This is a genomic window from Roseateles sp. PN1 (assembly GCF_038419725.1).
In the GTDB taxonomy this organism is placed as follows: Bacteria; Pseudomonadota; Gammaproteobacteria; order Burkholderiales; family Burkholderiaceae_C; genus Paucibacter_A.
Genome location: NZ_JBCARA010000010.1, coordinates 213,527 through 239,498, shown reverse-complemented (window position 1 = coordinate 239,498; position 25,972 = coordinate 213,527). Strand labels below are relative to the sequence as shown.

Below are 25,972 nucleotides of genomic sequence, written 5' to 3'. Positions count from 1 at the left end.
GGGCTGGTCATGCTGGCTTGGCGCCGCCGCAAGCTGAGCTGATGCTCAGTTGACGTCCAGGGCCGGCAGCCGGCCCACCCATCCCAGACAACCCTTGCCAGCCAGGAGCTGCCATGCCTTCACTTTCAACAATCCCTGCCGCGCGCAGGCTGAGCGCGCCCTTGCTGGTGGTACTTTGCCTGGCGCTGCCGGGCGGCGCGGCCATCGCGCAGACCGGCGCGCCAGCCAAGTCAGCCCCGTCAACTCAAACCATCGAACAAGTCGTCATCAAGCTGCTCAAGAGCCGGCCCGAGCTGGTGCGCGAAGCGCTGGACGAGTTGCAGCGCCGCGAGCTGGCTGGCCATGCCCAGCAGGAAAGCAAGGCGCTCGCCGCTTCTGCCAAAGCCATTGCCGACGCATCTGACGCCACGGTCTTGGGCAACCCGGCCGGCGATGTGACGCTGGTGGAGTTCATCGATTACCACTGCGGCTTCTGCAAGAAGCTGGCCCCCAGCATCGAGGCCTTGATCCAGCGCGATAGTCAGCTGCGCGTGCTGGTCAAGCACCTGCCCATCCTCGGGCCTGAGTCGATTGCGGCGGCGCAGCTGGCCTTGTCGGCAGGCCAGGGTGCCACGGCCCAGCAGGTGCACAAGGCCTTGCTGAGCGCTGATTCGATTGACGCAGCCAGCCTGCAGGCCATCAGCCGCCAGTTCGGCCTCAAACCGGTGGACGTGGTGGCAGTGAACCGCCAACTCGGTGAGGTGCGCGTGCTGTCTGAGCGGCTGGGTATCCAGGGCACGCCGGCCATTGTCGTCGGCGATGTGATGTTCCGTGGGGCCGTCGGCACCGAGCAACTCGCCGCAGCGATCGACGCGGCGCGGCGAGCTCAGTCGGCCAAGTCAGCCAAGGCGGGAAGCAAGCCGGGGGCTGATAGCCGCCGCGTGGCGCGGCCCACTTGATCGTCACCCTATTGCACTCATCGGAGTCATCACCATGAATTGGTTTTCTCGCTTCTTGATCACGCTGCTGGCGACCGGCGCCTTCGCGTCGGCGCACGCCGCGGATACCTCCTACAACGTCGTTGCCAGCAATGGCCAATGCCTGGACAGCAGCGGCGTTCTCAGCCCATGCGGCAAGCCCGAGCAGCGCTTCGTCTTCGGTGCTGACGGCACGGTCTATCTGCCCGGCAGCGACGGCAAGCGCTATTTGCAGGGCAATCTGTTTGCGAGCAAGACGGTCAGCTTCAGCACCGCGCTGTCCACCGGCAACGCCAGCACTTACTGGAGCCGCCCCGGCGGCAATCAACTGCAACTCAGCCAATCCCGGGCGATGTCGGCCATGTGCTTGTCATGGCAGTTGGTGGGCTATGTGAAACCGGGCCCCAGCAGCGGGAATCCGGGCGTGTTGAGCGCCGAACTCGCGCTGTGTTCGGCCACTGCAGCCAACCAGAAGTGGACCTTGGCCAACCCCCTGCCTGTCGACGTGGCCGACCCCAGCAAGACGCAAGTCAAGAGCAGCACGCGAAGCTGTTTGCAGCAGACTGATTTCACATCCCCGCTGTCTGCCAGCAAGTTGACAGTGTCGGCATGTGCGGGCACGGCAAAGAGCGAGTACTTTCGCTTCACCAACCAGGGCTCTATCGTGTTGAACGGCTATTGCCTGACGGAATTGGGAGGTGCTGGCACGCCGGTCGGCTTAGGCAACTGCGGCGAGACGGGTGTGCCGCCCGCAGCCAATCAAAAGTGGACGCGTGGCAGCAACTCGAGCATTAAGTCAGCCAGTGGCCTGTGCCTGAGTCAAAAAGGGTCCGGCGTCGACCTTCAGACCTGCGATGCCGGCAATATGTCCCAGTACTGGAGCACCAGCAGCATCGTGGCAAACACCTGGCCGCAGGGCGTGCCCGACAAGCCCACCACCTATGTGCCGGGCCAGAAGTTGAGCGCCGGTCAGGTCACTACGATCGTCAACTGGATTCAGAGCGAAACCTCGATCAGCAGCACCCCGTTCTGCTACAAGACCGCTGCCTACGACCGTGGCGTTGGCATCTTGCCCGCTTGCGGTGACGGCCAGTACCAAGACGGCGCTTTGTGCTACAGCAACTGCCGCAGCGGCTACCACCCGGTCGGCTCGGTGTGCTGGAGCAACCAGGCCCTGTCCTACCAGCCCGGCAACCGTTGCACGGCACGTGACGCGCTAGGCACTTGCTGGGCCTGGAAGATGAACGATTGCAAGGACGGCTACACCAGCGACCGCATTGCCACCTGCTGGCTCAACAAGGCCTCCTATCAGAACGGTGTCGGCAGCCTGCTGAAGTCCTGCAACTCCAATCGCGTGCTGCAGGCCGGCCTGTGCTACGTCAAGCCGCGCGACGGCTACCAGTGCAATGTCACCAGTTGCAATCAGCGCTGCGCTGCGGGCATCGTCGATTGCGGCGCAGCGGCCTGCGCCAGCAACGCCAACCAATGTGCCAACACCATCACCAATATGGTGGTCAGCTCGGCCATGATGATCGGCAGCTTTGCCACGGTGGGCACCATGGGAGTGGCCAAATCTTCGGTGATGACCGCCAAGAACGCTTACCAAGCGGCCTCGACTGCTTACGATCTGGCGCAGGCCTTGCTCACCTTGTCTGAAAACATCAACAACTTCATGAACCTGGCGGAGAACAATTTGGCTTCAATTTCGAGCACCGACATCGAAGCCCAGATCGCCGCCAAATACAAGAAAGGTGAAGCCGACTACAGGCACATCGCGCGGGAATGGGCGGCACGGCAGATGATGTTCTACATTGCCGACCTGCTGCTTGATCTCGACACGCTCATCATCACCTCGATTGACCCGACCGGTATCACTGGGGTCATGGACGCCTTTGCCAAGCCGCCCTGCAAGGATCACACGCCGATGCCCTGATGTTGGGGTGACCCGGCGGCGACCGGTGCAAGGAGCCTGGAACTTGAGCGCCGTTCGCGCACAGCACCAAGCACCACGCCGCCGACACCCTTAAGCAGGGCGACGCGCGTCTTGCTGTTTGACAACGGGATCACACGCATGACGTGCGGGGCAGCGGCCTGCAACGACAAGAGCAAGTTGGATTTTTCAAGGCTGGCCGTAGACGGCAGTTTGTTCGTGACGGCACCGCCCGAACCGGGCAGTTGGCCCTGGATGCAGGCGGGCTTGGGCTTGCGGGGAGGTCTGCCCATCTGTGTGCCCACGCGTGCCGGGCTATGGACTTCGCCCATCAACACTGACGGGAGTGGATCGAAACCATTTGGCAAAGAGTGACTGGCAATTCGGTAGCGACGGCGTCTCGCCCGAGTTCAACAGCTAAGTGCTTCGCGCAATAGAGCATGGCACTTCCCTCTGCCCGCTCCGGGCGACTATGTCGCTTGTTGATATGGCTCAACCAAGGCACATCGCAAAGCGCGCCCAATTCAGTCGATTCAAATATAAGGAGAGAATGATGTCTGCAATGAAAGAATTGTTCACGACTGATGTCGGACTGATGAGCATTGGCGGTATTGCATTCATGTTGGGTATGGGGGTGTTCTTCATCCGCTACTTCTTGAAACACATCAAAGAGGACGGTGATCGGGCCGCCGCGGCTGCCAGACGGTGAAGTCTCTCAAGGTCATGAGTTGAACTCCAGAGCGCTGAGTTTGCTCGACTGGGTTGGCGTCGAATCCAGCCTAATGTGCGCGACACGGGGCCCTGCATGCAAAGGGCATCCGTGTCGCTTGCGGTCCAAGGTGGATTCTCGGGACCAAGTTCGCCAGGTTCGATTTGAGGATGCTTGGCGCAGGTTCCCGCAAGGTCTCTGCGATCAGTTTGACGCGTTCCCTTGATCCATGTCGAGAAGCTGCGCCGCGCCAGCGCCGGCACTTCATTGCTGTTGCTGAGGGGCGTGAGTGAGCGAAATGCGGTCGCTGTCCCTGCGCAGGTCGCTGCGCTTGTGACGTGCTCCGGTCACGCCGAATAGCCGCTGCCTTGCCAGGGCGCTGGGTGCGCGGCGCAGCGCACCCAGCGACTCGACCGTCACGCGGGAAGGCCGGCCTTCCGAGTTGATCCCCGGCGAATTGTTCGAGCGCGATGTCATTCCATTGCTGAAACTGACATACAGGCTTGATATCAATCAAGCTGCCGCAGCGCATTGGGGGGCAATATACAGACGATTCGTAGCAATGCTTTTTAGTCCATTGCTTACCTTTCAAAGTGGGGAATCTGTATGAAGGCTAATGTTGGCGGTGTCGACCGCATCGTGCGTATCGTGGCCGGCCTGTTATTGCTTGGCTTGGCTCTTACCGGCTTCGCTGGCTGGTGGGCCTATTTGGGTATCGTCCCTTTGGTCACCGGTTTGTTGGGCTGGTGCCCACCGTATGCGATCATTGGCTGGAACACCTGCTCCACGCGAACGCACAAAGCCTGAGGAATAGCGCATGTTTAATCAGTTCCGCATCTCGCAGCGCTTCGTCGCCATCATGGCGATGTACTGGGCCACCTTCTTGCTGCTGGCTATTTTGGCGATTTGGGCCTTGTTCGCAGGTGCCAAGAATATGCAAGCCGTGCACACCGAGAACTTCAAGCCCGCGATCCTGATCGAGGAAGTGATGCAGCTGAATCAGCGCAATCGCACTGAGCTACTGCTGGCCTTCCAGCATGCGCCGGGCAGCGCCCTGGCCAGCATTCATGAGCATCCGGTCAGCCTCCATGTGGATAACGCCAAGAAGAGGCGTGCTGAAGCGGATGCGGCTTGGAAAGCCTACTTAGCCATTCCCTCGGCCAAGGAAGATACTCAGTTGCGCCAACAGGCGGACGCCGCGCGTGAGGCCTGGAAGGCGAAGGCGGCCCAAACTATTGAGGCGGTTGAGCGAGGCGACTTCGGCAATCAGGTGATGGCCGATTTTCTAGCGGCAGGCCGCAATGAGGGTGAGGCCTATTACGTCGCATTGCGGCGCCTTGCAGATTTGCAGGACAAGCAGGCCGGTCTGGTGGTGCAGGCCAGTGCTGAACGGGCCCAGTCGCTTCTCTATGTATTCATCGGCTTGGCGGTCTTGGTGGGCATACCCTTGACCTGGATGTTCATCAGCTTGCTGACCCGTATTCGTGGCGGATTTGCCAAGGCCGATGCCGTCTCAACGGCGATTGCTGCAGGTGATTTGACGCTAGACACCCAAGCCGATGGAGGCGACGAGATCGGCCACCTGCTGGGTCAGATGCACGCCATGCGCAAGCGACTGCTGAGCCTGATTAGCGACGTTCGTCGGGCGGCAGAAGGGGTGCAAGTTGCCGCGACCGAAGTGGCTGCCGGCAATATGGATCTGTCCTCGCGCACCGAGCAAACCGCCAGCAATTTGCAGCAAACGTCCAGCACCACCGACGAGTTAAGCCATACCGTGCGTCAGAACGCTGACAACGCCGTGCAAGCCGATCAACTGGCCAAAGGCGCCAGCACGGTTGCGGAGCGCGGTGGTGCGGTGGTCGGGCAAGTCGTGGAGACCATGAAAGGCATCAACGACAGCAGCCGAAAGATCTCTGACATCATCGGCGTGATTGATTCGATTGCCTTTCAGACCAACATCCTGGCGCTCAATGCCGCGGTAGAAGCGGCGCGCGCCGGCGAGCAAGGGCGGGGTTTTGCGGTGGTGGCCTCTGAGGTGCGCAGCTTGGCGCAACGCAGTGCAGAGGCTGCCCGCGAGATCAAGAGTTTGATCAATGCCAGTGTCGAGCATGTGGAGCAGGGCACGCAGTTGGTGGATAGGGCCGGCAGCACCATGCAAGAGGTGGTCGCCTCCATCCAGCGGGTCAGCGATATCGTGGGTGAGATCAGTGTGGCGAGCAAGGAGCAGAGCGAAGGCGTGGCCTTGGTTGGCGGTGCCATCACTCAGATGGATCAAGCCACTCAGCAGAACGCTGCGCTGGTGGAGCAAAGTGCCGCAGCTGCATCCAGCCTGCGGGATCAGGCCGATCAACTAGTGGCTGCCGTGGCCGGCTTTAAGCTGCCCTGAGGATGCTCAAATGCTTGGTTCAGGGTTCGCTTCGGTCAAGCAATCGAGTGATACCCAAAGCCTTGAGCACATAGCGCTCGTAGATGGGCTCGGAGTTACCTGACTTCATCTTGCGGATGAAGTACTGCTCGAAGGCAATCTTGGCCAGATGAACCCATTTGCCTTTCTTGAACCAATTGACATTGCGCGGCGGGATCTGAGGTAGGGCGACAAAGGCAGCGCCGGTATCGCCCATATCGGCCAAGCAGATCGCGTTCCAAGTGCCCTTGGCCGTGGCGGGCTTGCCTGCCAATTCATCGGCAATATTGTGGGCAATGGCACTCACCATGCTTTCGATCATATAGCCCGTCTTTGGCGCGCCGGTGGGCACGGGGGTCACCTCGACCGGGGGAATCGCCACGCATACGCCTGCTGAAAAGATGTTGCTGTAGGCCTTGCTGCGCTGGAACTCGTCGATGAGGACAAAGCCGCGCGGGTTGCATAAATTGGCGACGGCCGCGACGGCCTCTACACCTTTGAAGGCCGGCAGCATCATGGCGAGCTTGAAGCCGACCTGGTGTTCTCGCTTGATCTGTCCCATATCGTCAAGCTCGGTCGTATGTAGCATGCCGGCCTCGACCTGAGTGGTCTTGGCGTTGCAAATCCACTTAATGTCGTGACCGCGCAATTCACTTTCCAGCATGCTCTTGCTGTCGCCCACGCCGCCCAGGCCCATATGGCCGATATAGGGTTCGCTGGTCACGAAGGTCATTGGCACTTTGTGGCGCAATTTGCGCTTGCGGAGGTCGGAATCGATGATGAAGGCAAATTCGTAGGCCGGGCCGAAGCAGCTAGCGCCCGGCATAGCGCCAATGACGAAGGGCCCGGGTTGCTTCAAAAACTCCTGGTACTCAGCCCAGAACTTCTCGGCGTGCGGCACGCTGCAGACCGAATGCGTATGGCCGCCATGGGGGCCGGCACCAGGCACCTCGTCAAAACTGAGTTTGGGGCCGGTGGTGATGACAAGGTAGTCGTAACTGACGATCTGACCATCGGCCAGGGCTAGGCGGCTGTGCTCGGCATCGATGGATGCAACCGCTTGCGCAATGAAGGCAATGCCTTTGCGCTCAAGATAGGGGCGGATCGGCAAGGTTGTGTCTGCGGCCTTGCGCCAACCCACCGCCACCCATGGGTTGGACGGAGTGAATTGAAAGGTCTCGGTCGAATTCAGGACCGTGATTTGATGCTCCTTGCCGAGCAACTCACGAATTTCGTAGGCGGCCGGCATGCCGCCAAGGCCGGCGCCGATGATCACGATATGGGCCATGGCTTGTCTCCTAGTCTTGGTTTGTTTGCGTGTGGATGGGAACGCGGTGTTCTGCACGGCTAGCTTGCCGTGTCAGGAACTCGTCACGGCTGGTTCGCGCGAACCAGGGGTGCCAGCGGCGCTGCTGGTACAAGAGGGTCAGCAGTTGCCCTTGATGGGCATGTGCACTGAAAAGCAGAGTTTCATCGGCAAGGCGGAACAAGCGCCGCATCACGCTCTCCCAGAGTGCCTGTGGGTCGACGGGTTCTCGTTGATAGGGGCAGGCATCCATCGCCAACAGCCCCCCACAGAACACCCGGTCGCGCCAACGGAAGCTCAAGCAGTCCTGCGTATGTCCAGGGGGCGCCAGCACCTCAATGCTTTCACCGCCGAAGGGCAGCAAGCGACTATCGTGTGCAAGACCCTGGATGATGGGCGCACCCAGCATTTGCAGTTGCTCAAGTTCGGGCGTCGGAATTTGGCTGTCGTGATTGTGGGTACGCAATAGCCAGCGCAGCCGCAGGCGCTGTTCAGCCATCATGGCTTGCAGCAAGGCCAAGTCCGCGCTGCGGGGATCGACCAGCATGGCTTCGCCAGCTTCCAGGTCCGCCAGCAGATAGCTGGCGCAAGCCGAGCGTTCATCTTGCAGAAGGCGGAAGTACATCTCGAGTTCCTAAAGAGCCCCGCGAAGCAGCACGAACAGCGCTAACGCGAGCAAACAGGCCCAGCCTGAGAGGATCATGCGCAGAACGGGCAGGCGGGGCATGAAGCCCACGCCGCGAACGAAGCCCGCACTCATGGCCCAGCAAGCTAACAAAACCAAGGTGTGGTCGGCTCGTCCACTGGTCGTGCTCAGCAGCGGCGGATAGAGCGTGCCGCCCAACATGATGGCAAGTGCGGCGAGCAGACTCGGGCCGTGAACGGCAGCTTTGCCCTGGCCTTGGCTTTGTGTCTTGCTCATGGTGTCGGCGTTTGGACGTCGTCGGCTTGCCTCCGTTCCTCGGCCAACTCTCCCCACATTGCGTTCATCACGGCCAGCAGTACAGCGAAGCCGACGCCGAGCATCCAGGCGAAATACCACATGGTGCAGTTCCTTTCTCAGGCGCTATCGCCGATGACAAGCCGCGTTGCGCTCAAAAAGCGGTGCGGCGGAATTTCGAGATTGCTTGGCGCGGGTTTGTTCTTGAACACCCGGCCAGCTAGATCAAAAGTAGAACCATGACAGGGGCAAAAGAAGCCCCCAGGCCAGTCCGCATCAACATTGGGGTTGCCCGAGCCGGCAGCCACAGCCGTCGGCGAGCAGCCCAGGTGCGTGCAAATGCCGATGGCCACGAAGACCTCGGGGTGAAGTGAGCGGCCGGCGTTGCGCAAGGGCTCGGGCAAGTCGTCTCGCCGCGAATCCGGATCAGCCAGTTGAGTCTTCAGGTTCGCCAAGCTGGCCAGCATGGCCGGCGTGCGTCGCACCAGCCAGACCGGTTTGCCGCGCCATTCAACGGTCTTCATCGACCCTGGCGCCAAGTCGTCGATGTCTACCTCAACCGCAGCACCTTGCGCTTTAGCGCGTTCGCTGGGCGCGAAGCTGGCCACAAAGGGCAGGGCGGTGGCAACGACGGCCACACCCCCAGCTGCGCCGGTGGCGAGCAACCAAAGGCGCCGCTCGCTATCGTCGGCAAGTTCGGCCGGCATCGTGGTGGAGAGCTTGTGAGTATTCATGCGGGACTCCTGGTGGGGCTTTCTTCAAGGCTTGCAGCGCAGATTGCGCCGTACAAGCCTCCGAAACAAAAAGTTCAATATGCGCTGTGGCTATTGGCTCGAATGTGAGCCACCGTCACCTTGCCGCGCATCACACGGTAGGCCCAACTGGTGTAGAGCACGATCAAGGGCATGAAGATCAGCGTGGCCCAGAACATGATGCTCAGTGTGAGGTGGCTGGATACGCTGTCCCAGACGGTCAGGCTCGCCGCAGGCATGCTGGATGAGGGCATGAGGAAGGGGAACATGGCGGCTCCGGCAGTGCCGATCACGCCGGCTAAAGCCAGGGACGAGACCACAAAGGCAGACAGGGTCCGCCCAGCATGCAGCAGCGCGGTGGCCAGCAACGGGCCAGCAAGACCCAAGGCCGGCAATGTCCACAGCGCAGGCCAAAGCCGGTAGTTGCCCCACCAGGCCTCGGCGCTCCGCACCACGGTCTTGGCCAAGGGATCGGGCAAAGCAGAGGGATCAATCACCGAGGTGATCACGTAGCCCTCGATGCCACCAAAGCGCAGCCACAAACCAGCCGCCAAGAATGCCAAGACCATGAACAAGGCCGCGCCGCTGGCGGCGCGCTTGGCGCGGGCCTGAATCTCGCCTTCGGTTCGATGGGCCAGATAGATGCCGCCGTGCATGGTGATCATTGCACTCGAAACCACGCCGGCCAGCAGCGCAAAGGGATTGAGCAATTGCCAGAAGCTTCCGCTATAGGTCGACACCAGATAGTCGTCGAACTCAAATGGCACGCCTTGCAGCAAGTTACCGAAGGCCACGCCGAAGATCAGCGGTGGCACGCTGCCTCCGACAAACAAGCCCCAGTCCCAGGTTTTGCGCCAAGTGCTGTTTTGGATCTTGCTGCGATAGTCAAAACCGACCGGTCGGAAGAATAGGGCCCACAGCACCAGTAGCATGGCCCAATAGAAGCCGCTGAAAGCCGTCGCATAGACCAACGGCCAGGCGGCAAAGATGGCGCCGCCGCCGGTGATGAACCAGACCTGGTTGCCGTCCCAATGCGGTCCAACGGTGTTGATGACGACACGGCGCTCCTCATCGCCGCGTCCGACGAAGGGCAGCAACGTGCCAACGCCCATATCGTGCCCGTCCATCACGGCAAAGCCGATCAGCAGCACGCCGACTAAGAGCCACCAAATCAGCTTGAGAGTGGGGTAATCCATCATGACGCTCTCCTCAGGCGTGAGTCGGTTCGAATTGGTAGCGGCCAGTGCCCAAGCTACCCGGCCCCTGCCGAGCGAACTTGATCATCAGATAGACCTCGATGATCAGCAGCACGGTGTAAAACCCAACGAAGCCAGCCAGCGAGCCGTACAGGCTCTCAACGCTGAGCGTCGACACACTCAGATGGGTGGGCAGCACGCCGTAGATGGTCCAAGGCTGGCGACCGTACTCAGCCACAAACCAGCCCAGCTCGCAGGCAATCCACGGCGCAGGCAACATCAGCACGGCCCAGCGCAACAGCCAGGGACGGGCACGGCATTCGCTCTTCAGGGTGCTCCAAAAAGCTAAGCCGAAGAGCAGCAACATGGCAAAACCTAAGCCAACCATGATGCGAAAGCTCCAGTACATGGGCGTTACTCGCGGCACGGTGTCGTTCATGGCCTTGTCAATCATGGCCGGCGTGGCTTGGCTGACGTCACGGGTGTATTTCTTCAGCAACAGGCCGAAGCCGAGGTCACCCTTGGTGAGTTCGAGTGTTTTGCGTGCCTGGAGGTCGTCGCGGTGCTTGCGCAGCGTTTCCAGCGCCATCACGGCACTGATGCCATTCACAATGCGTTCGCGATTGCGGGCTTTGATGTCATGGATGCCCGGGATTTGCTTGCTGAGCGAGCGGGTGCCGATCATGCCCATCACATAAGGCACTTCGAGTGCCCAGTCGTTCTTTTGCTCGGCTTCGTTGATGCCTGCGATCACATTGAAGCTGGCCGGCGCAGGCTCGGTTTCCCACATGGCTTCCATGGCCGCCATCTTGGTCTGCTGGGCCTCGCCAACGGTGTAGCCGCTTTCATCGCCAAGCACGATGACCGAACAAACGCTGGCCAGCCCGAAAGCAGCTGCAACACGGAAACTGCGCTTCGCAAACTCAACATCGCGTCCGCGCAGCAAGTACCAACTGGAGATGGACAGCACAAACATGGCACCGGTCACATAGCCGGCCGACACCGTATGCACGAACTTGGCTTGCGCATCGGGGTTGAAAACGATGGCCCAGAAATCCACCATCTCCATGCGCATGGTCTGCCAGTTGAACTCAGCGCCGACCGGGTTTTGCATCCAACCGTTAGCGATCAAAATCCACAGTGCCGATAGATTTGTGCCGACAGCCATCAAGGTAGTGACCAACAGATGCTGAGTCTTGCTGAGGCGATCCCAGCCGAAGAAGAACAGGCCGATGAAGGTGCTTTCGAGGAAGAAGGCCATGAGGCCTTCAATAGCCAATGGCGCGCCGAAGATGTCGCCGACGTAGTGCGAGTAGTAGGCCCAGTTGGTACCGAACTGGAATTCGAGCGTGATGCCGGTGGTTACGCCAAGGGCGAAGTTGATGCCAAAAAGCTTGCCCCAGAACCGGGTCATATCCTTCCACACTGCCTTGCCGGTCATCACGTAGACCGTCTCCATGATCACCAGCAGCCAAACCATGCCCAGGGTCAATGGCACGAACAGGAAGTGGTACATCGCAGTGGCGGCGAACTGCAGCCGAGAGAGATCGACGAGTTGTTCAGAAATCATGGCTGAGCTCCAGAAGCGGGAAATGCGGAAACAGCAGTTCCAGCTAGGTGAGCAGCAGTACGCTGTGGATCAGTTGCGACCCGAAGCGGGCGCACGAAAAGGCCCCAAATCAGCAACAGTGCCAACAACTTGATGGCAATTGCTAGGGCGAGGTGATGGGTCAATGGCTTGTGCTTCATGCCTTCCCATTCGCAAGTGCCATGCCACCCCATCGCCCCTTGGAAAAGCCCGCTCACAGAGAGTGCTTTGCCCATAGAGGCGCATGGTGGGATCAAGCGCTTCTGCCAGAATTGCTGAATTGACAAGTGCCATAAATGGCAGTCAACTGACATTTGTGGCAGTTGATCGGTCGACGGCCGGGTCGAGCGCAAAGACAGTTGCAGCCAGTTCAGGGAGAACGCCATAGACAAGTTCACTACGCCAACGGTGCCGGCAGGCGCACCATTCGAGTTGCTGTCTTTTTTGGAGGAGATGCCCGAGCCACATATCCTGCTCGACGATCAATACCGCATCGTGGCGGCCAATCTGGCCTACCGACAGCGCTTCAGCCCCCACAACTCGGTGATCGGCCGTCACTGTTATGAGGTTTCGCATGGCATCAGCGTGCCCTGTGACCAAGCCGGTGAGTCCTGTCCATTGGCCCGTGCTCGCACCAGTGGCCGCCGCGAGCGTGTATTGCATCTGCACCATACGCCGCAAGGCGAAGCCTATGTGAACATTGAGCTGTCACCCCTGCGAGATGCCAGCGGGCGGCAGGTCTACTTTGCTGAAAAGATGGAGTCGCTGCCGGTGGCGCGCGGTGTGCCTGCGTCCGAGGGCTTGGTGGGGCGTTCCCCGTCGTTTCAGCACATGCTGGGCTTGGTCGCGCGGGTGGGCCCCTCCCCAGCCAGTGTGCTGCTGCTTGGTGAATCTGGTACCGGCAAGGAGCTGGTGGCCCGTGCGGTTCACGACGCCAGCGTGCGGGCGGCCAAGCCCCTGGTTGTTGTTGATTGCGCCAGCCTGCCCGATGCCCTTTTTGAGAGTGAGTTGTTCGGTCACGAAAAAGGGGCTTTCACCGGCGCCCATGGGGTCAAGGCGGGCTTGGTCGAGTCGGCGAGCGGTGGCACCTTGTTCCTCGATGAGGTGGGCGATATTCCACTGACCATGCAGGTCAAACTGCTGCGCTTTCTGGAGAGTGGCACCTATCGCCGCGTCGGCAGTACAGACTTGCGACACTCTGATGTGCGCTTGGTTTCGGCCACTCACCGTGACCTCGCCGCGATGGTGGCTGATGGGCGCTTTCGGCAGGATCTGTTCTACCGGCTCAGCACCTTTCCTATCCATCTGCCACCACTGCGCGAGCGGGGGGCCGACATTCCCTTGCTGGCGGAGTCATTGCTGGCCCGTGTTGCCGCCGGCCGCAAGCTAGTTTTAGGACCCGGGGCACAGCGTGTGCTGGCTGACTACGCTTTCCCTGGCAATGTGCGGGAGTTGCGCAATGTGCTGGAGCGCGCAGCGCTACTCAGTGACGGTGAGAAAATCGATGCGCTCACCATTCTGGCTGCCTTGCAAGTGGGCGCAACTGCTGGCGGCGGTTCGTGTTGCGCGCCGCAAGCGGCAATTAATGGTCGCAAGCTGCGTCAGCTCGAAGACGAGGCCCTACGCGCCGCCTTACAGCGGCATGGTGGTAGCCGCGACGACCTAGCGGCAGATCTGGGCGTTAGCGTTCGAACACTGTACCGGCGGCTAGCTAGATTGGACGCGGTTTCCTGAGGTTTGCTGCGGGGAGGCTATGGCGAGGGTGGCACAACACAAAAAGGGCGTTTCCAGAACGTGGGGCCGTGTGCCTATGCCAACGCAAGCGGCTCCGAGTGACGCCGGCGCCAAGACCCTGGCGGCATTGGTTCTGACGAGTACCCAGTAGACGCAGTGCGACGCCACATGACACTCCGAGCGGGGTCAGGCCCGGATCGCTACAGGCCTTGCCATGCTGCATCGGCAAAGTTGTTGCTCCAGCACCCTTTTGCTGACAGTGATGTTCAGCGTTTCTGCCCAAAAGCAGGATCGCATGGCCATTCTTGGAGGATGCGGAAATCGCCCTGGGTCAGCGCCTGATCAAGAAACATCGCTGTGCCGATTGCCATGCCGAAAGTTCGGCGGGGACAGTTCAGGCGTTTACCGAGCGATGGAGCGCGCAGAGACGGCGGGGCTTCGCATGGCTTGGTCGAGCAATGCCATACCGAAGCGAGTCCTCGGCATGTTCCCGGAGGAGTCATCAACGGCCAAGGCCGCAGCCTTAACAAGAAATTCTGCAGCTGCAAGTGAGCACGCTATAGGTCCCTGGGCGGCTATATCGTTAGATGCGAATATGATAATTCATCGGTCACCACAACAACAGAGAGCTATGGACCCGCGCAAAACCGAAGACAAGGTTTTTGAATCGGTCGCTGAACTGTTTTCACTCCTGTCCACACCGATTCGGCTGAAGATCATCAGCGCCGTCTGCCATGGCGAGAAGAATGTTTCCGAGTTGTTGAGCGAAATTGACACCACACAGCCGAATATGTCGCAGCACCTGTCGACGCTGTACCGCAGTGGTGTGCTGTCTAAACGCCGTGAAGGCACCCAGATTTATTACAAGCTGCAAAGCGACCGGGTCGCCGCGCTGTGCAGGGCGGTCTGCACCCAAGTGGCTGCCGAACTTGACCCTGAGACCGAAATCGAGACCAAGGAACGCTTGATGCCGGCGGTGGCACGCTAAAGGCTAAGCCTTGCTTGATTGCTGCAGTAAAACGGTTAGCCCGCCAGGGCTCTTTGCCCAAAGGCTCCTTGGTTTGCCTGCGCCAGGTAGCGCAGAAGATGATCGGCTCCGCTGCCGACAAGAAACCAAGCTGAACTAAAGACACCATGCAATCCGTCGCACTCGGTCCCCTGGCAATTCCACTTGCGCCACTGTTGATACTGCTGGCCGCGCTGCTTTCGCTTGGGATAAGTCACTTGCTGCTCCGTCGCCAGGTAGACGGGCCGAATCTAAGCAAGTTGGCTGGCGACGCGCTTCTGAACGCGGCCTTCATCGGGCTGCTATTTGCTCGGCTTGCTTACGTGGCGGAGTATGCGGGAGCCTATTTGGGCAGCCCTTGGGCACTACTTGACATTCGCGATGGTGGTTGGAACGCCATGGTTGGATGGCTTGCAGCAGCGGCCTTTTTGCTATGGATAGGACGTCGGCAAGCGGCCTTGAGGCCCACACTTGCTATCGCGGGTCTGGCTGCGGCAACTCTCTGGCTGACCATAACCGGCTTGATCCAAGCGTCCCTGTCGGACCGGCCAACCGAGGGCTTGTTCCAAACCTTGGATGGCGGGCCTGCAAAGAGCCTTGCTCAAGCATCACAGGGCAGGCCGATGGTGCTGAATCTCTGGGCCACTTGGTGCGGCCCCTGCCGGCAAGAAATGCCGCTGCTGGCTCAGGCCCAAGTCGAGCATCCTGAGTTGAGTTTTGTATTCGTCAATCAGGGGGAGTCGGCCACAGCGGTACACAGCTATCTTGCGTCCCAGCGTTTTGCTTTGAACGGCGTCCTGCTAGACCCCGCCTCTGCATTGGGACCCGCGTTAGGTTCACGAGGCCTGCCAACCACCATTTTCTACGATGCAAACGGGCGCTTGGTCGATGCGCATATGGGCGTACTGAATGCGGCGGCCCTGAACATAGCTCTGCGAAAAATTCAGAACTAAGGCAGCCGCTAGGCGAGGGCTCTTCGAAAGGGTCAAGGTGCTTCTCACGCACGGTGCAACAGTCCATTGCCGAGTTTTCCGGCCACGGTGGCCTGAATGGGCTGAGCCGAGACGGCTGGGACATTGCCCGACCCAAATGGCGCTAGGCCATCCTGCGCACTAAAGCCGAAGCTGAGCCACGATCAAGCTCTGCTGTGCTCCACTTCGTCGAACCCGCATGCTTCCGCTTGGCCGCTAAGTGGCTCTTCGGTCTGGCTTAAATCAGCGGCGGCTTATGGACGTTAATGACTGCAGTGGGTGGTGAGCCATGATGGCATCTGGCAGCTTCTGGGCGACTGACTTTGCGTGTGCGACCGACTGCTCCGGGCATGTTTCTGACGGTGGCGGCCGGCTGCAAGGTGCCCATAGCAGTCGACCATTGCATCAGGTAGTCCCACTCTGGACGGCTCTTTGCATATGCTCTTTCGCCACGCACCAAAGACCGTCGTTACCAGCACCGACCATTGAATTCTCCTTGCCGGAAGTCCGGTGCACTGCCCAAAGCCGAAGTTCGCTCAACTTCAGCTTTGGTTTATGTCTGCCCGGGCGGTGGCGCGCCTGCTGGCGATTTACTTGTGTCCAAGTTGATTTTGGATTCAAGGCGATAGAGATTCAATGAAAGTGGGCAGTGGCCGCCCCGAACCCTGTGCGCCGACGGCGGGAATCACCGTCCAGCTGTCTTGACCGAATTGGGCACCAAAAGTGCCGGGCGTCACCAGGCGAGTGCGGTCACCCGCGTGGCCGTTCAGCAGCCGCAACTCCGGGTGGTCAAACGGGGCCCGTTCATAACGCACACGCTCATCGGTCAAGGATTTCAGGAACTCCAGCAGGTCGCTGCGGGCCTGCGCATCCAACTGCAATTCAGACTGGCCAAAGATGGTTCCGAACTGCTTGGAGGTGCCCGCGAAATTGCCGCCGCGGGCATAGAACTCGATCACCTGTTCTAGCGTGGCCATGCTGCCGTTGTGCATATAGGGTCCGGTCAACTCCACATTGCGCAGCGTGGGGATCTTGAAGGCCGCGTCCGTCACCAGCAGCATGCGCTTGTTATTCACGCCTGCCGCCAATTCGGCCTGGGCTGCGGCAGCGGTGGGCACAAAGGCGCCGCTTGGATTGATGCAGCTTTGTGTGCTGTGCGGCTGCGGCTGCACGCCCTGGGCTTGCGTGAACACACTGGGATGAGGCTGTGGCCGGTTCAGCGCAATCGAGGTGGGTAAGTCGCAGGCCCGCACGCTCAGCACCCGGCTGTCTTTGACGGCGCTGCTGTCGCCGGTGAGCAGCTTCAGGTACTGGGTGGCATAGGCCAGCTCGTTGCCCCAGTCGTCCTTGCCGGCCAGGCCTATATCCCATTCATCACGGCCCACGCCAGTGGCGGCAAAGCCGGTGTCGACAAAACCAAAGCCTTTTTTGCCGGCCATGCGGCTGACGATATTGCTGGACGTGGTGTTGCGAAAGCCCGGGCCACTGAAGCCCCAGGGCTTGCTGGCCACCAGAGCGGCATTGGTGTCCACCGCTGCCGAGGTGAAGTTGGGCCCGATGTGGCAAAGCGCGCAATGGGCGCGGCGGAACACCTGCAAGCCGCGCGCCTGTGCCGGGCTCAGTTCCAGCGGCAGCCCATTGGTGTCGCGCGCGCTGCGGTCAAAGGGCGAGTCGTCCGAGACCAAGGTGGACTGGTAGACCTGCAGCGCCAAGCCGAAGAAGAGCCCGAAGTTGGCTTCCACCTGGCTGTAGGGCTGGCTCATCGGGCCTCGGGTGCTGACATTGGGCTTGCCAAAAGGGCCGCGCTGTTTGGAGGACCAAAAGCGAGGATGAAAGGCCTGTTGCACCAGGGCGATGTAGTCTTGGGTCAGACCGGCTTGACCTCGGCCGGCTGCGGACCAGGGGCCAAGCACGCTGTCTTGCGGATGTACTTGCTGGGTTTCCAGCGCACTGCGGTAGAGCAACTTGCGGCCAATGTCGGCCAAGCTGCGGCCCTGGCAGCTCATCTCCTTGTCGTTCAGCGGGGCGGTCATGGCTTGCGAGGCCAGGGCCGAGTTGACGAGCGCGAGCTTCTCGCGCTTGACCGTACCGTCGGCCTGCTGCACCCAGACGCCTGCGGCCGCATCGCGCTCGCCGCCTGCGCTGCTGCCATTGAAAACATTGCTGGCGCGGCCGTCCCACAGCAGGCGGTGGTTGAAAACCGCGTTGATCACGCTGGGGGCATTTCGATCGCTGACCCGGCGCGCGCCAATGCCGGCCACATGAAAGCTCGGGTCAGGGCTGCGCTTGCAGTCGTCATTGCTGCCGAGGGCGGCATCCACCGCCTTCAAGCCACCACCGAAGCTGCCGGCCGAGCCCGTGACGGTGGGCGAGATGCGAGCCAGCAGGCGCTCGTCCACATCGGCCAAGGGCTGGTAGGGCTGAGTGAAGGGGAAGTCGCTTTGCTTGAGGGTTTGGTTCGGGCCGCGTTGCAAACCATCGGGCCCGATGTCAAAGCTGGGCGCCAGCTGGCTTTTGCCGCCGGGCGCCAATTGATTGCGCACGCGCCGGTCGGCGCCTGCTGAGAAGTGGCATGACGCGCAGGCCATGCCATCGCTGCCCACATTGCTGTCCCAGAACAGCGCCTTGCCCAGGATCAGGGCTTTTTGGCGATCCACGATGATGGGCTTGGCGCCGTCACTCAAGCCGGGCACCGCCGGCAGCGGCACGCCTTTCAGGGGCATGGGCATGGGGCCGATATCGGCCTGGGCCGAAAGAGCGCTCAAGCCCAAGGCGAAAAAGAGCGCGCAGCGGTGACGCATCAAAGTGGACAGCATGGGGAGGACTCCAGATTCAAAGGGGCGACCGGGCGTTGCAGCAACCCTGCACACGCTCAGTCGCCCGGTACTGCGGGGCGATCAGCCCTCGTGGCGACGACGGCTGCGACGCAGGGCCAGCAAGCCCATGCCTGCCAACATCAGACCCAGCGAAGCGGGTTCCGGCACGGCCGCCACGGCACTCACGTCAAGGTTGTAGCTGGCTGCGGTCTTGCTGTTGTCGGTGCCACCGATGTAGAGGGTGTACCAACCGGCCTGCAATTGCTTGACCTGCAGGTGAATCTGGTTGCCGTTGGCTGTGCCGGTCACGCCTTGCTCGAAGGTGTTGTCGGTGCTGATGTCATTCACGCCTTGCTTGATGACCTCGCCCCAGCCGGTGGCGTCAGTGTCGGTATGGGCCGGGCCGGTTACGGCATAGGCCAGGGTCTGCAGCATATTGCCGTTGGCGCCGCTCATCCAAGCCGTGCCGAAGTCGCCAATCTGGCCGACCACATTGAAGGAGTGCGGATCGCCCCAGCCATTGTTGCCAGTCTCAATGCCTTCGCTGCCGCCGTCGAATTTTTGATTGCCCGAGGCCCACAGAGTCAAACCAGGTGCAAAGTTAGCGCTGGCAACTGCTGGAGTCAGGTTGATCGTGACGTCGGTGGTGGTGGCCAGTTGGAATGTGTACCAAGGCGTGCCACCTGCATGAGCCCAAGCGGAGAACATCAGGCCTGGGTTGTCCGAGTAATTGCTCTTGGCCATGGCTTGTACCGCGTTGATGCTGCCGCCAGCGGCCAGCAGCGGGGCGCTGCCGTCGGTGCCCCAGTTGCGGAAGTCGACCGCGTCTGCAGCCAGGGTTTGGCCGGCTGCGCTCAGCAGTGCGACGGCGCTCAGGATGTGCTTGATCGAGTTCAAGGTTTTCATCTTCAAGATCTCCAGTTCAGGTTTACGAGGTCAGGGAAAAAATGAAAGTCATGCGGCTCAGCGAGTGCGTGCTTCCGGTCGAAAGAGGTCTGGGTTTTCATGGTGATCACCAGTGCCAGGCCCAGAGCTGGTCGGGCGTCCAGACCAGTCGCAAGGCGCTGAAGTTGTTGCGCTGAGTGCCTTGGCGGTCGGTGCCTAACTCGGCAAACAAGCGCAGGCTGGGCCAGGGGGCGTAGCTGGCACTGGCGCTGGCGCGCCAGATGCGGGTGCTGCCCAGCAGGCCGGCGTCACGGGCCAGGGCCAGGGCGTTGGCGCTTTCCAGTGTTTGCACGCCGCGCACGGTTTCTCCGCGCAGGGCCAGGCCGATTTGCGGGCTGTACTGCCAGATCAGGTCCAGCCAGCCGCCGCCGGTGCTTCCGCGGTAATCGGTGTCGCCATTGAGGGAGTAGAGCTGGCCCCGGTCGCGGCGCAGCAGGCCGGCCAATTCCAGACGCAAATCCGCCGTGGTGGGCAAGACCCAGGCCAGGCTGCCGCTGAGCACCTCGCTGCGGCCATCGAAGCAGAAGATGCCGGTCAGGCCGCCGCGGCAGTCGGGGCGGTCATGGGTGTGGGCGGCGGTCGCGCTTTGCACATGAGCGCCTCGCAATTGCGGGCGCAGCAGGGCACCAAAACCGTCGAAGCTGAAATCGCCCCAGCTCAGGCGCAGATGGGCAGCAGGTGCGGCCGGGCCTTCAGCGCCGCCGGGGAAGCTGCGGGCGCGCCAAACGCCCAGGTCCAGCGTTTCCAGCGCCGGCCAGGGGCCGTCGTGGCTGCGCTGCCAGCGCAGCGAGATGCCGTCGTCGATCCAGTCGCCGCCCAGCACGGCCCGCTTGGCCAGCGGCATGCTGGCGAAGCGGTCAAAGTGACCACCGCCTTCTAGCAGCCGACCCATAGGCAGGCGATTGCGGCCCAGGCCGAGCAGCAGTTGGTCTTGACCCCAGGCGGTTTCGCCTTGCAGCCAAGCCGCTTCGACGTGCACGGGGTCGCGATCATGCCAACCCAGGGCCAGCAGCGCACCGAAATGCGTGCCCAGGCGCAGGCCCGCATCCAGGGTGCCGTGCTCCAGCGCGCCCCCGCGACGGTCCACCGGGGTTTCGCCATTGCTTAAGATGCCGGGCAGCTTGATGGCCGGCCAGGCTTGATCGGCCTGCGCTTGGCTCAGTGCCAAGCCGGCGCCTACGCGCAGGCCGGTACTCTCTGGCAAGGCTTTGGCGCCAAGCTCATGGGCCAGGGCGCTGCCTATTGCCAGGACGCTTGCCAGGCAGCTAGCCAGCGCGCAGGACAGGGCCCGCACGCTGGCACGGCGCAGCAGCCCGCGCGGCTCAGTTGCCTGAGGCTTTGGCGAAGGGGTCGGCATGTTTGGGATTGCTGAGGAATTCATGGTCGGTGAGGGTGCGAAGGAAGGCGACGATGTCGGCGCGTTCTTGCGCGTCCAGGCTGATGCGGGCCACCAGCGGGTCTTTGTTGGGGTTGAGGCGGCCGTCGCCGGCGTGCGGGCCGCTTTCGATGTTTCGGCCGCCTGCGGCATAGAAGTCCAACATCGCCTCCAGCGTGGCGATGGAGCCGTCGTGGGTATAGGGCGCTGTCACCTCGACGTTGCGCAGGCTGGGTGCGCGGAACTTGCCCATGTCCGAGGGCTTGGCGCTGAGCTCAAAGACCCCGCGGTTGGGCTCCGGGAAGGCGCCGGTGCCCCCAATATTGAAGAGCCCGGTGTTGTGGAAAGGTGTTTCCGCCAGGCGGCTGGTTTTGTGCACCACCTGGTCGTTGAAGTTGAAACCACCGTGGCAGTGAAAGCACTCGGCCTTCTCGCCGAAGAAGAGGTTGAGCCCGCGCTCTTCGGTGGCCGTCAGCGTGGCTTTGCCAGCAAGGTATTGGTCGTACTTGCTATTGCCCGAAATCAGGCTGCGCTGAAAGGCTGAGATGGCCTTGATGACGTTGTTCCAACTCACCACATCGGCGCCACTGCCAAAGGCCTGCGCGAACATGGCCGGGTAGGCTGTGTCACTGCTCAGGCGTGCCAGTACCGTGGCCTTGTTGGCGTCGTTCAGACCCATCTCCACCGGCCGGGTGCCGAACAATGGCACCAGCATCTGGGTTTCTAAATCCGTCAAAGCCGGGTTGGCCCAGGTCAGTGTGGCGTTGTAGGCCACATTGACGATGGACTGGGCATTGCGCGGATGCGCCTCGCCGGTGGAACCAATCGCGGTGAGCTTGCCGTCTGTGAAGGCCAGGCTTTGCACATGGCAGCCTGCGCAGGCCTGCGTGCCATTGCCAGAGAGGCGGCGGTCGTAAAACAGAAAGCGGCCTAGCTGCACTTTGTCGGCTGACATGGGGTTGTCGCCCGGCACGCGGGGTTCAGGGTACTGCGCGGGCAAGGCCCAGGCCCACAAGGCATTGGCCGATGGGCTGACCTTGACCTCGGTGCTGCTACCACCGCCACAGGCAGTCAGCAAAACCGCACAGGCCAGCAAAGCAAGAGAGGTGCATTTCATTTGTTGATGACCTTGAACACAGTCTGGCCGCGGCCTTCGTTGATGGGCAGGCCGCTGCCGCTGCCGTCGGTCTTCCAGTCGATGGCCAGGGCTTCAAAAACCTTCAGGCAGTCTGTGTCGGTGCCGGCCGACATGCAGCCTTGGGCGCCGCCCTGGTTGATGGTGATGTTGGTGCCGGCCAGCAAGGCCGCGATGTCGACCGCGATCTTTTGCGCCGCCGGGTCAAAGCTCGGGAACTGCAGCGTGGCGCGGTTGGGTTTGCTGCAAACCACCGTGCCCAAGCCCGCATTGCCGGTACAGCCGGTGGAACCGAGGTGGACGAAGAAGGAGTCGCTGCTCCAGGCGCCTGCACTGGACTGGGTCACTTCGATCTTGGCGAACTTGCGACCGGCCTGCCAGCTCCAGCCCATGGCGGCGCTGTCCAGCGGCGGAGGTACGGCCGATGTCTGGCTGTGATTGAGCGACTCCGGCACTCCCAGCGTGGCGCGCATGCCCACATAGCGCCCGGCTGGCACGGTGCCGCTGAGGAAGGCGTTGCTGGCAGCAGTCGTTTGCTCGGGCGATTCGGCGCAACTGGCGCTGCCGTCCTCCAAGTCAATCAGCGTGACGGCCGCGCCGCTGGCGGCGGTGTAGTTCCAGGCGTTGTTGGCGCTGAGTTTGATGGGCACGGCCGTGCCATCGGCGCGAATCATCGCGGCTTCAGAGAGGTAGAAACGGAAGTCCAAGAGCTTGGCCGGGGTTTGGGTGCTGCCCAGGGGCGGCAACAGGTTGCCGCAACTGACTTGGGTGCTGCCGGCCATGGCCGCAAACTGAACCGAAACCTGGCGGTCAGCGTTCAACATGGCGGGCAGGCTGCTGCGAGCTGCTGCGGTCTGGATGGCTGCGGCCAAGTTGCTCACCCGGTCGAACAGCAGCTGATTGAACGTCTGCATCAGCTGGCTGTCGCTTTCTCCGGCGCGAATTGGGCCTGCGAACAAATCGGCGGCGGGGCTGGGTAGGCTCAAGGCGCTGAGCTGCGTGCGCAGCCAGGTCTTGCCGGCCTCCAAAGCGCTGGCGGAGGGCACATCTGCCGTGCTGGCAAAGCGTGCAAAGACATTGGCCGGGCTGTCAGCAAAGGCATAGGCCAAGCTCAATTCCGACAGCGGGCTGAGTTGCACCGTGCCTCCGAGTTTGTCGACCCAACCGTGCAGCACCTGGGTGTTGGCCTGGCTGCCGACTTGCCCGCCGCGCACCTGGAACAGGCAGGGTGCGCTGGCGTTCAAGAGCTTGGCCGCAAAGCCCCCGTTGGTGTCGGTAATGAGATTGGCTGGCGTGCTGCCGCTGACGCAGCGCACCAGCACTTGGCCGCCTTGAACTGGCTGGCCATCAGCGGCCATGCCGGTCACGGTGGCGGCAACTTCGAGTGCGGCCAAGCGCGCAATTTCAGCCAAGCGGGCAGCTTCGGCCGCAGCGGCCTCAGCCTCAGCGCGGGCCTTGGCTTCGGCGGCAGCTATGGCGGCATCTGCAGCAGCCTTGGCTGCTGCAGCTTCGGCGGCGGCTTTCTCAGCGGCGATGCGGGCTTCTTCGGCGGCTTTGGCGGCGGCGGCGGTGGCTGCCGCCGTCGCTTCGGCCTGTGCCCGCGCGGCGTCGGCTGCGGCCTTGGCGGCGGCGTCCGCTTTGGCTTTGGCTTCGGCGGCATCCGCTTTGGCTTTGGCTTCTGCAGCGGCTGTCGCCGCCCGCGCTTCTTCCGCTGCCTTGGCTGCGGCAGCCGCAGCGGCCGCACGCGCTTGCTCGGCGGCCAGGGCTTCGGCTGCGGCTTGGGCCTGCTGGCGGGCGCGCTCGTCAGCGGCAGCCTTGGCCGTGTTCAGCGTGGTGGCAAAGCTGCTGGCGCTTTGGGCGCTCTCACGCAGTTGCCCCAGGCTGGCTTGGGCCGCGCTGAGCTTGGCGCCAAGTTGGTCCAGCAATAGATCGGATTCAGAACCCAGCACCAAAGCTTCGGAGAGCAGGTCCTGGCTGGGAGGCTTGAGGCCCAGAGCGCTGATTTGCGCGGCGATGAATTGCTGCGCGGCAGCCAGCTTTTGGGTACTCGGCAGATCGACTTGACCTGCAAAGCGGCTGAAGACCTGCGCCGGGTCCGCCCCAAAGGCGTAGGCCAACTGCAGATCAGTCAAAGGCGTGATGGCGGCAGCACCGGTGGATTGGCTGAGGCCATGCAAGTTGGTGCTGACCGGTGTGCCCAGGGCGGTGCCTCCCTTGGCTTGCAGCAGGCAGGGTGGCTTCAGGCCGTTCAACTCGATGCTGTACGCGCCTTTCACATCGGTGGGCGCCTGAGCAGTCGTCGCGCCGTTCAGGCATTTGGCATTGATGCTGGCGCCGATCACCGGTGCGCCGACCGCCACGGTGCCGTTGATGGAGGCACTGAAGGCCTGCGGTGTGGGCAGTGGTGTGGGCACTGGCTCGGTCACCTCGGGAGTGATGATCTTGTCTCCGCCTCCGCCGCCGCATGCGGCGAGCAGGGTGGAGAGCAAGGCGGCCAGCAGGGCCCCGTAGGACTTGCTCGTCATGACCTCGCTGGTCCATGTTTTCATGGTTCAGCCCCGGTTGCCGCGACGACGACTGAGCAAGCCGATGACGGACAGGCCGGCCAACATCAAGGCCCAGCTTTGCGCCTCAGGCACCGCCGCAGCCACGCTCAAGGTGGCGCTCAGGCCGTAGGCCTTAGCCAGGTCGGGATTGCTGGGGTTTTGCGCCCAGTAATCGGCGCCGCCGATGAAGATGGTGTAGTCGCCTGCGTCCAGCAAGAAGCTGCCCGCCACCTTGCCGTCGGCTAGGCCGCCGCCTTGCAGGCTGGGGCTGGCATTGCTGAAATTGGCGGAAGTACCGTCGACGGCATAGCCCTTGAAGACGAAGCTGCTCAGGGCGGCGGCGTAGTTGGCATTGCCGTCGTTGCCGACCTTCCAATCGCCAGTGGCGACCCACGCGCCTTCCTTGGCTTCGCCGGGCAGGCTGGCCAGATAGCTTTGGCTGATGGCGGCAAAGTCATGGTCGGCCGATTGCGGCGCCAGATGAGCTAGGCCTTGATAGATCGAGAAGCCGGGCAGCAAGCCGCCAATGCTGGTGGCGGTGGCATCGGCCTTGGCGGAGACTTGCAAGCTCACCGTGGCGGCATTGTCCAGGTGGAAGCGGAAGGCGCGGCCCTTGTGGCTGTCGCCGAAGTTGTAGTCGCTGGCATCGGCCCAGCCATAGTTGCCGGTGACGGTTTGGCTGCCGATGGTGACGCTTTGGGCGGCGAGGCCGCTGAAACTGCCGAAGTCGCGACCGCCGTAGCCAATATGGGCTTGAACGTTGGCGGCGGCCAGGGATGCGGCGCAGAGCGCGGCCAGACGGAATGAGGAACGAAGGTCCATAGATTTCTTTTGCTGCTGAGGTTGAGACGAGCTCACGTTTGCACAGCGAGTGGGCAGAGGCCGTCCGAAGGCGTTCTGTAGCCGCTGCGTCAAGCCTTGTGGGGGGCTCTGTCAGAGCCTCAGCAAGGACGAGCGAGCAGGACTTCAGGCTCGGCGACGCGCAAGCGCAGGCGGGCTGGGGGCGTCGAGGCAGGCTTCAGAACGGACGAGCCTATGCGGAGCAGCTCAGTTCGATCATTGGCTCAAGGGGTGCGGAACTCCGCCTCAAGGTCGAGGTTGGTTCCGGCTTAGACGAACCCGCAGCAAGGCTTGCGAGCCGCATAGACCGTACAAGCGCTGTTCAGCGCTGGCAAGGGCAACGCGAGCCCGACGACTCAGGCGCGGGTCGGTGGGGCGCGCGACTGCGCAGTGCTCCAGACATGGAGGCGGCGCGGCGCTTGGAAGAAAAGCGGAGGGAGCTGCGCATGGCGCAGCGGCAGGACCAGCACTTGTGGCACTGCGGGCAGACCGGGCGTGGTTTGCGATAGCGAGCAGTAACTGCAGTGGTCCAGTGAGCCAGTCAAGGACAGACCATCGTCAGGGACGCTGTCGCCATCAATGGCCGATGCAGGGGCAACGTCATTGACGGCAACCCAGCGTGAACCTTGTGCCGAGCAGATTTCGATCCAGCTCTTGCCACCGGCTTGAGAAGCCAGCGCACGCGACATCACCGGCATCAGCACAAGCGCCAGCATCGCGACGAGCGCGAGCCAAGTGCCGAAGCGTTGATGACGGGATGAGCGTGACATGGTTCGCGGATGTTAACTTGAAATTCTGGCGGTAGTCTTTGACCTGGCTCCAG

At 62.0% G+C, this 25,972-nt stretch carries 24 protein-coding genes; 8 read left to right on the top strand and 16 right to left on the bottom strand.

The window, feature by feature from the left end:
- The first annotated feature begins 113 nt into the window (after window positions 1-113).
- Entirely contained in the window at window positions 114-938 is an 825-nt protein-coding gene (locus AABB87_RS16615) for a DsbA family protein (protein ID WP_341972367.1), read from the top strand.
- Window positions 939-972: 34 nt separating this feature from the next.
- Window positions 973-2,889, top strand: coding sequence for a ricin-type beta-trefoil lectin domain protein (locus tag AABB87_RS16610; RefSeq protein WP_341972365.1), 1,917 nt, complete (start codon window positions 973-975; stop codon window positions 2,887-2,889).
- Here the strand turns inward: AABB87_RS16610 and AABB87_RS16605 are convergent.
- Entirely contained in the window at window positions 2,871-3,224 is a 354-nt protein-coding gene (locus AABB87_RS16605) for a hypothetical protein (protein WP_341972363.1), read from the bottom strand. The two genes, AABB87_RS16610 and AABB87_RS16605, sit on opposite strands and share 19 nt — an antisense overlap.
- Window positions 3,225-3,439: 215 nt before the next feature.
- Here AABB87_RS16605 and AABB87_RS16600 point away from each other — a divergent pair, with 215 nt between their 5' ends.
- From AABB87_RS16600 to AABB87_RS16590, 3 genes are all read left to right on the top strand, one after another.
- Window positions 3,440-3,595, top strand: a complete 156-nt coding sequence (locus AABB87_RS16600) for a DUF3149 domain-containing protein (protein ID WP_341972361.1) — start codon at window positions 3,440-3,442, stop codon at window positions 3,593-3,595.
- Window positions 3,596-4,201: 606 nt separating this feature from the next.
- Entirely contained in the window at window positions 4,202-4,402 is a 201-nt protein-coding gene (locus AABB87_RS16595; protein WP_341972356.1) for a YgaP family membrane protein, read from the top strand.
- 10 nt (window positions 4,403-4,412) lie between these two features.
- Window positions 4,413-5,981, top strand: coding sequence for a methyl-accepting chemotaxis protein (locus AABB87_RS16590; RefSeq protein WP_341972354.1), 1,569 nt, complete (start codon window positions 4,413-4,415; stop codon window positions 5,979-5,981).
- Window positions 5,982-6,000: 19 nt separating this feature from the next.
- Here the strand turns inward: AABB87_RS16590 and AABB87_RS16585 are convergent, their stop codons facing one another.
- The 8 genes from AABB87_RS16585 to cydP form a co-directional block, all read right to left on the bottom strand.
- The gene (locus AABB87_RS16585) at window positions 6,001-7,287 is read right to left on the bottom strand and encodes an NAD(P)/FAD-dependent oxidoreductase (protein ID WP_341972352.1); all 1,287 of its coding nucleotides are present in this window, start codon (window positions 7,285-7,287) and stop codon (window positions 6,001-6,003) included.
- Between the two features lie 10 nt (window positions 7,288-7,297).
- The gene (locus AABB87_RS16580; RefSeq protein WP_341972349.1) at window positions 7,298-7,930 is read right to left on the bottom strand and encodes a hypothetical protein; all 633 of its coding nucleotides are present in this window, start codon (window positions 7,928-7,930) and stop codon (window positions 7,298-7,300) included.
- 9 nt (window positions 7,931-7,939) lie between these two features.
- On the bottom strand, window positions 7,940-8,227 hold the full coding sequence (locus AABB87_RS16575; RefSeq protein ID WP_341972347.1) for a cyd operon YbgE family protein: 288 nt from the start codon (window positions 8,225-8,227) through the stop codon (window positions 7,940-7,942).
- Window positions 8,224-8,349 carry a cytochrome bd-I oxidase subunit CydX gene (cydX, locus tag AABB87_RS16570; protein WP_082679994.1) on the bottom strand — a complete coding sequence of 42 codons (126 nt, stop codon included), beginning with the start codon at window positions 8,347-8,349 and terminating at the stop codon, window positions 8,224-8,226. The genes AABB87_RS16575 and cydX overlap by 4 nt, the downstream gene beginning before the upstream one ends.
- 15 nt (window positions 8,350-8,364) lie before the next feature.
- Window positions 8,365-8,979 (bottom strand): ubiquinol-cytochrome c reductase iron-sulfur subunit, encoded by a 615-nt coding sequence (petA, locus tag AABB87_RS16565; RefSeq protein ID WP_341972342.1) that lies wholly within the window; start codon window positions 8,977-8,979, stop codon window positions 8,365-8,367.
- Between the two features lie 74 nt (window positions 8,980-9,053).
- Window positions 9,054-10,196, bottom strand: coding sequence for a cytochrome d ubiquinol oxidase subunit II (gene cydB / locus AABB87_RS16560; protein WP_341972340.1), 1,143 nt, complete (start codon window positions 10,194-10,196; stop codon window positions 9,054-9,056).
- Between the two features lie 10 nt (window positions 10,197-10,206).
- A complete protein-coding gene (locus AABB87_RS16555; protein ID WP_341972338.1) occupies window positions 10,207-11,763 on the bottom strand; it encodes a cytochrome ubiquinol oxidase subunit I in 1,557 nt (518 codons plus the stop codon).
- A complete protein-coding gene (gene cydP, locus AABB87_RS23120) occupies window positions 11,760-11,942 on the bottom strand; it encodes a cytochrome oxidase putative small subunit CydP (RefSeq protein ID WP_445944881.1) in 183 nt (60 codons plus the stop codon). The genes AABB87_RS16555 and cydP overlap by 4 nt, the downstream gene beginning before the upstream one ends.
- A gap of 292 nt (window positions 11,943-12,234) precedes the next feature.
- Here cydP and AABB87_RS16550 point away from each other — a divergent pair, with 292 nt between their 5' ends.
- From AABB87_RS16550 to AABB87_RS16540, 3 genes are all read left to right on the top strand, one after another.
- A complete protein-coding gene (locus tag AABB87_RS16550) occupies window positions 12,235-13,515 on the top strand; it encodes a sigma-54 interaction domain-containing protein (protein WP_341972336.1) in 1,281 nt (426 codons plus the stop codon).
- A 631-nt stretch (window positions 13,516-14,146) separates the two neighbouring features.
- Window positions 14,147-14,503, top strand: a complete 357-nt coding sequence (locus AABB87_RS16545) for an ArsR/SmtB family transcription factor (protein WP_341972334.1) — start codon at window positions 14,147-14,149, stop codon at window positions 14,501-14,503.
- Between the two features lie 146 nt (window positions 14,504-14,649).
- Window positions 14,650-15,474, top strand: coding sequence for a TlpA disulfide reductase family protein (locus AABB87_RS16540; protein WP_341972332.1), 825 nt, complete (start codon window positions 14,650-14,652; stop codon window positions 15,472-15,474).
- 635 nt (window positions 15,475-16,109) lie between these two features.
- Here AABB87_RS16540 and AABB87_RS16535 read toward each other — a convergent pair.
- The 7 genes from AABB87_RS16535 to AABB87_RS16505 form a co-directional block, all read right to left on the bottom strand.
- Entirely contained in the window at window positions 16,110-18,308 is a 2,199-nt protein-coding gene (locus AABB87_RS16535; RefSeq protein WP_341972330.1) for a cytochrome-c peroxidase, read from the bottom strand.
- An 81-nt stretch (window positions 18,309-18,389) separates the two neighbouring features.
- Window positions 18,390-19,214 carry an FxDxF family PEP-CTERM protein gene (locus tag AABB87_RS16530; protein WP_341972327.1) on the bottom strand — a complete coding sequence of 275 codons (825 nt, stop codon included), beginning with the start codon at window positions 19,212-19,214 and terminating at the stop codon, window positions 18,390-18,392.
- A 106-nt stretch (window positions 19,215-19,320) separates the two neighbouring features.
- On the bottom strand, window positions 19,321-20,457 hold the full coding sequence (locus AABB87_RS16525; protein ID WP_341972325.1) for a hypothetical protein: 1,137 nt from the start codon (window positions 20,455-20,457) through the stop codon (window positions 19,321-19,323).
- A gap of 118 nt (window positions 20,458-20,575) precedes the next feature.
- On the bottom strand, window positions 20,576-21,745 hold the full coding sequence (locus AABB87_RS16520) for an MbnH family di-heme enzyme (protein WP_341972324.1): 1,170 nt from the start codon (window positions 21,743-21,745) through the stop codon (window positions 20,576-20,578).
- A complete protein-coding gene (locus tag AABB87_RS16515) occupies window positions 21,742-24,312 on the bottom strand; it encodes an MbnP family copper-binding protein (RefSeq protein ID WP_341972320.1) in 2,571 nt (856 codons plus the stop codon). Before AABB87_RS16515 ends, AABB87_RS16520 begins: the two co-directional genes overlap by 4 nt.
- Window positions 24,313-24,315: 3 nt before the next feature.
- Window positions 24,316-25,131 (bottom strand): PEP-CTERM sorting domain-containing protein, encoded by an 816-nt coding sequence (locus AABB87_RS16510; protein ID WP_341972318.1) that lies wholly within the window; start codon window positions 25,129-25,131, stop codon window positions 24,316-24,318.
- Between the two features lie 374 nt (window positions 25,132-25,505).
- A complete protein-coding gene (locus tag AABB87_RS16505; RefSeq protein WP_341972317.1) occupies window positions 25,506-25,919 on the bottom strand; it encodes a DUF2946 domain-containing protein in 414 nt (137 codons plus the stop codon).
- Between the last annotated feature and the right edge of the window lie 53 nt (window positions 25,920-25,972).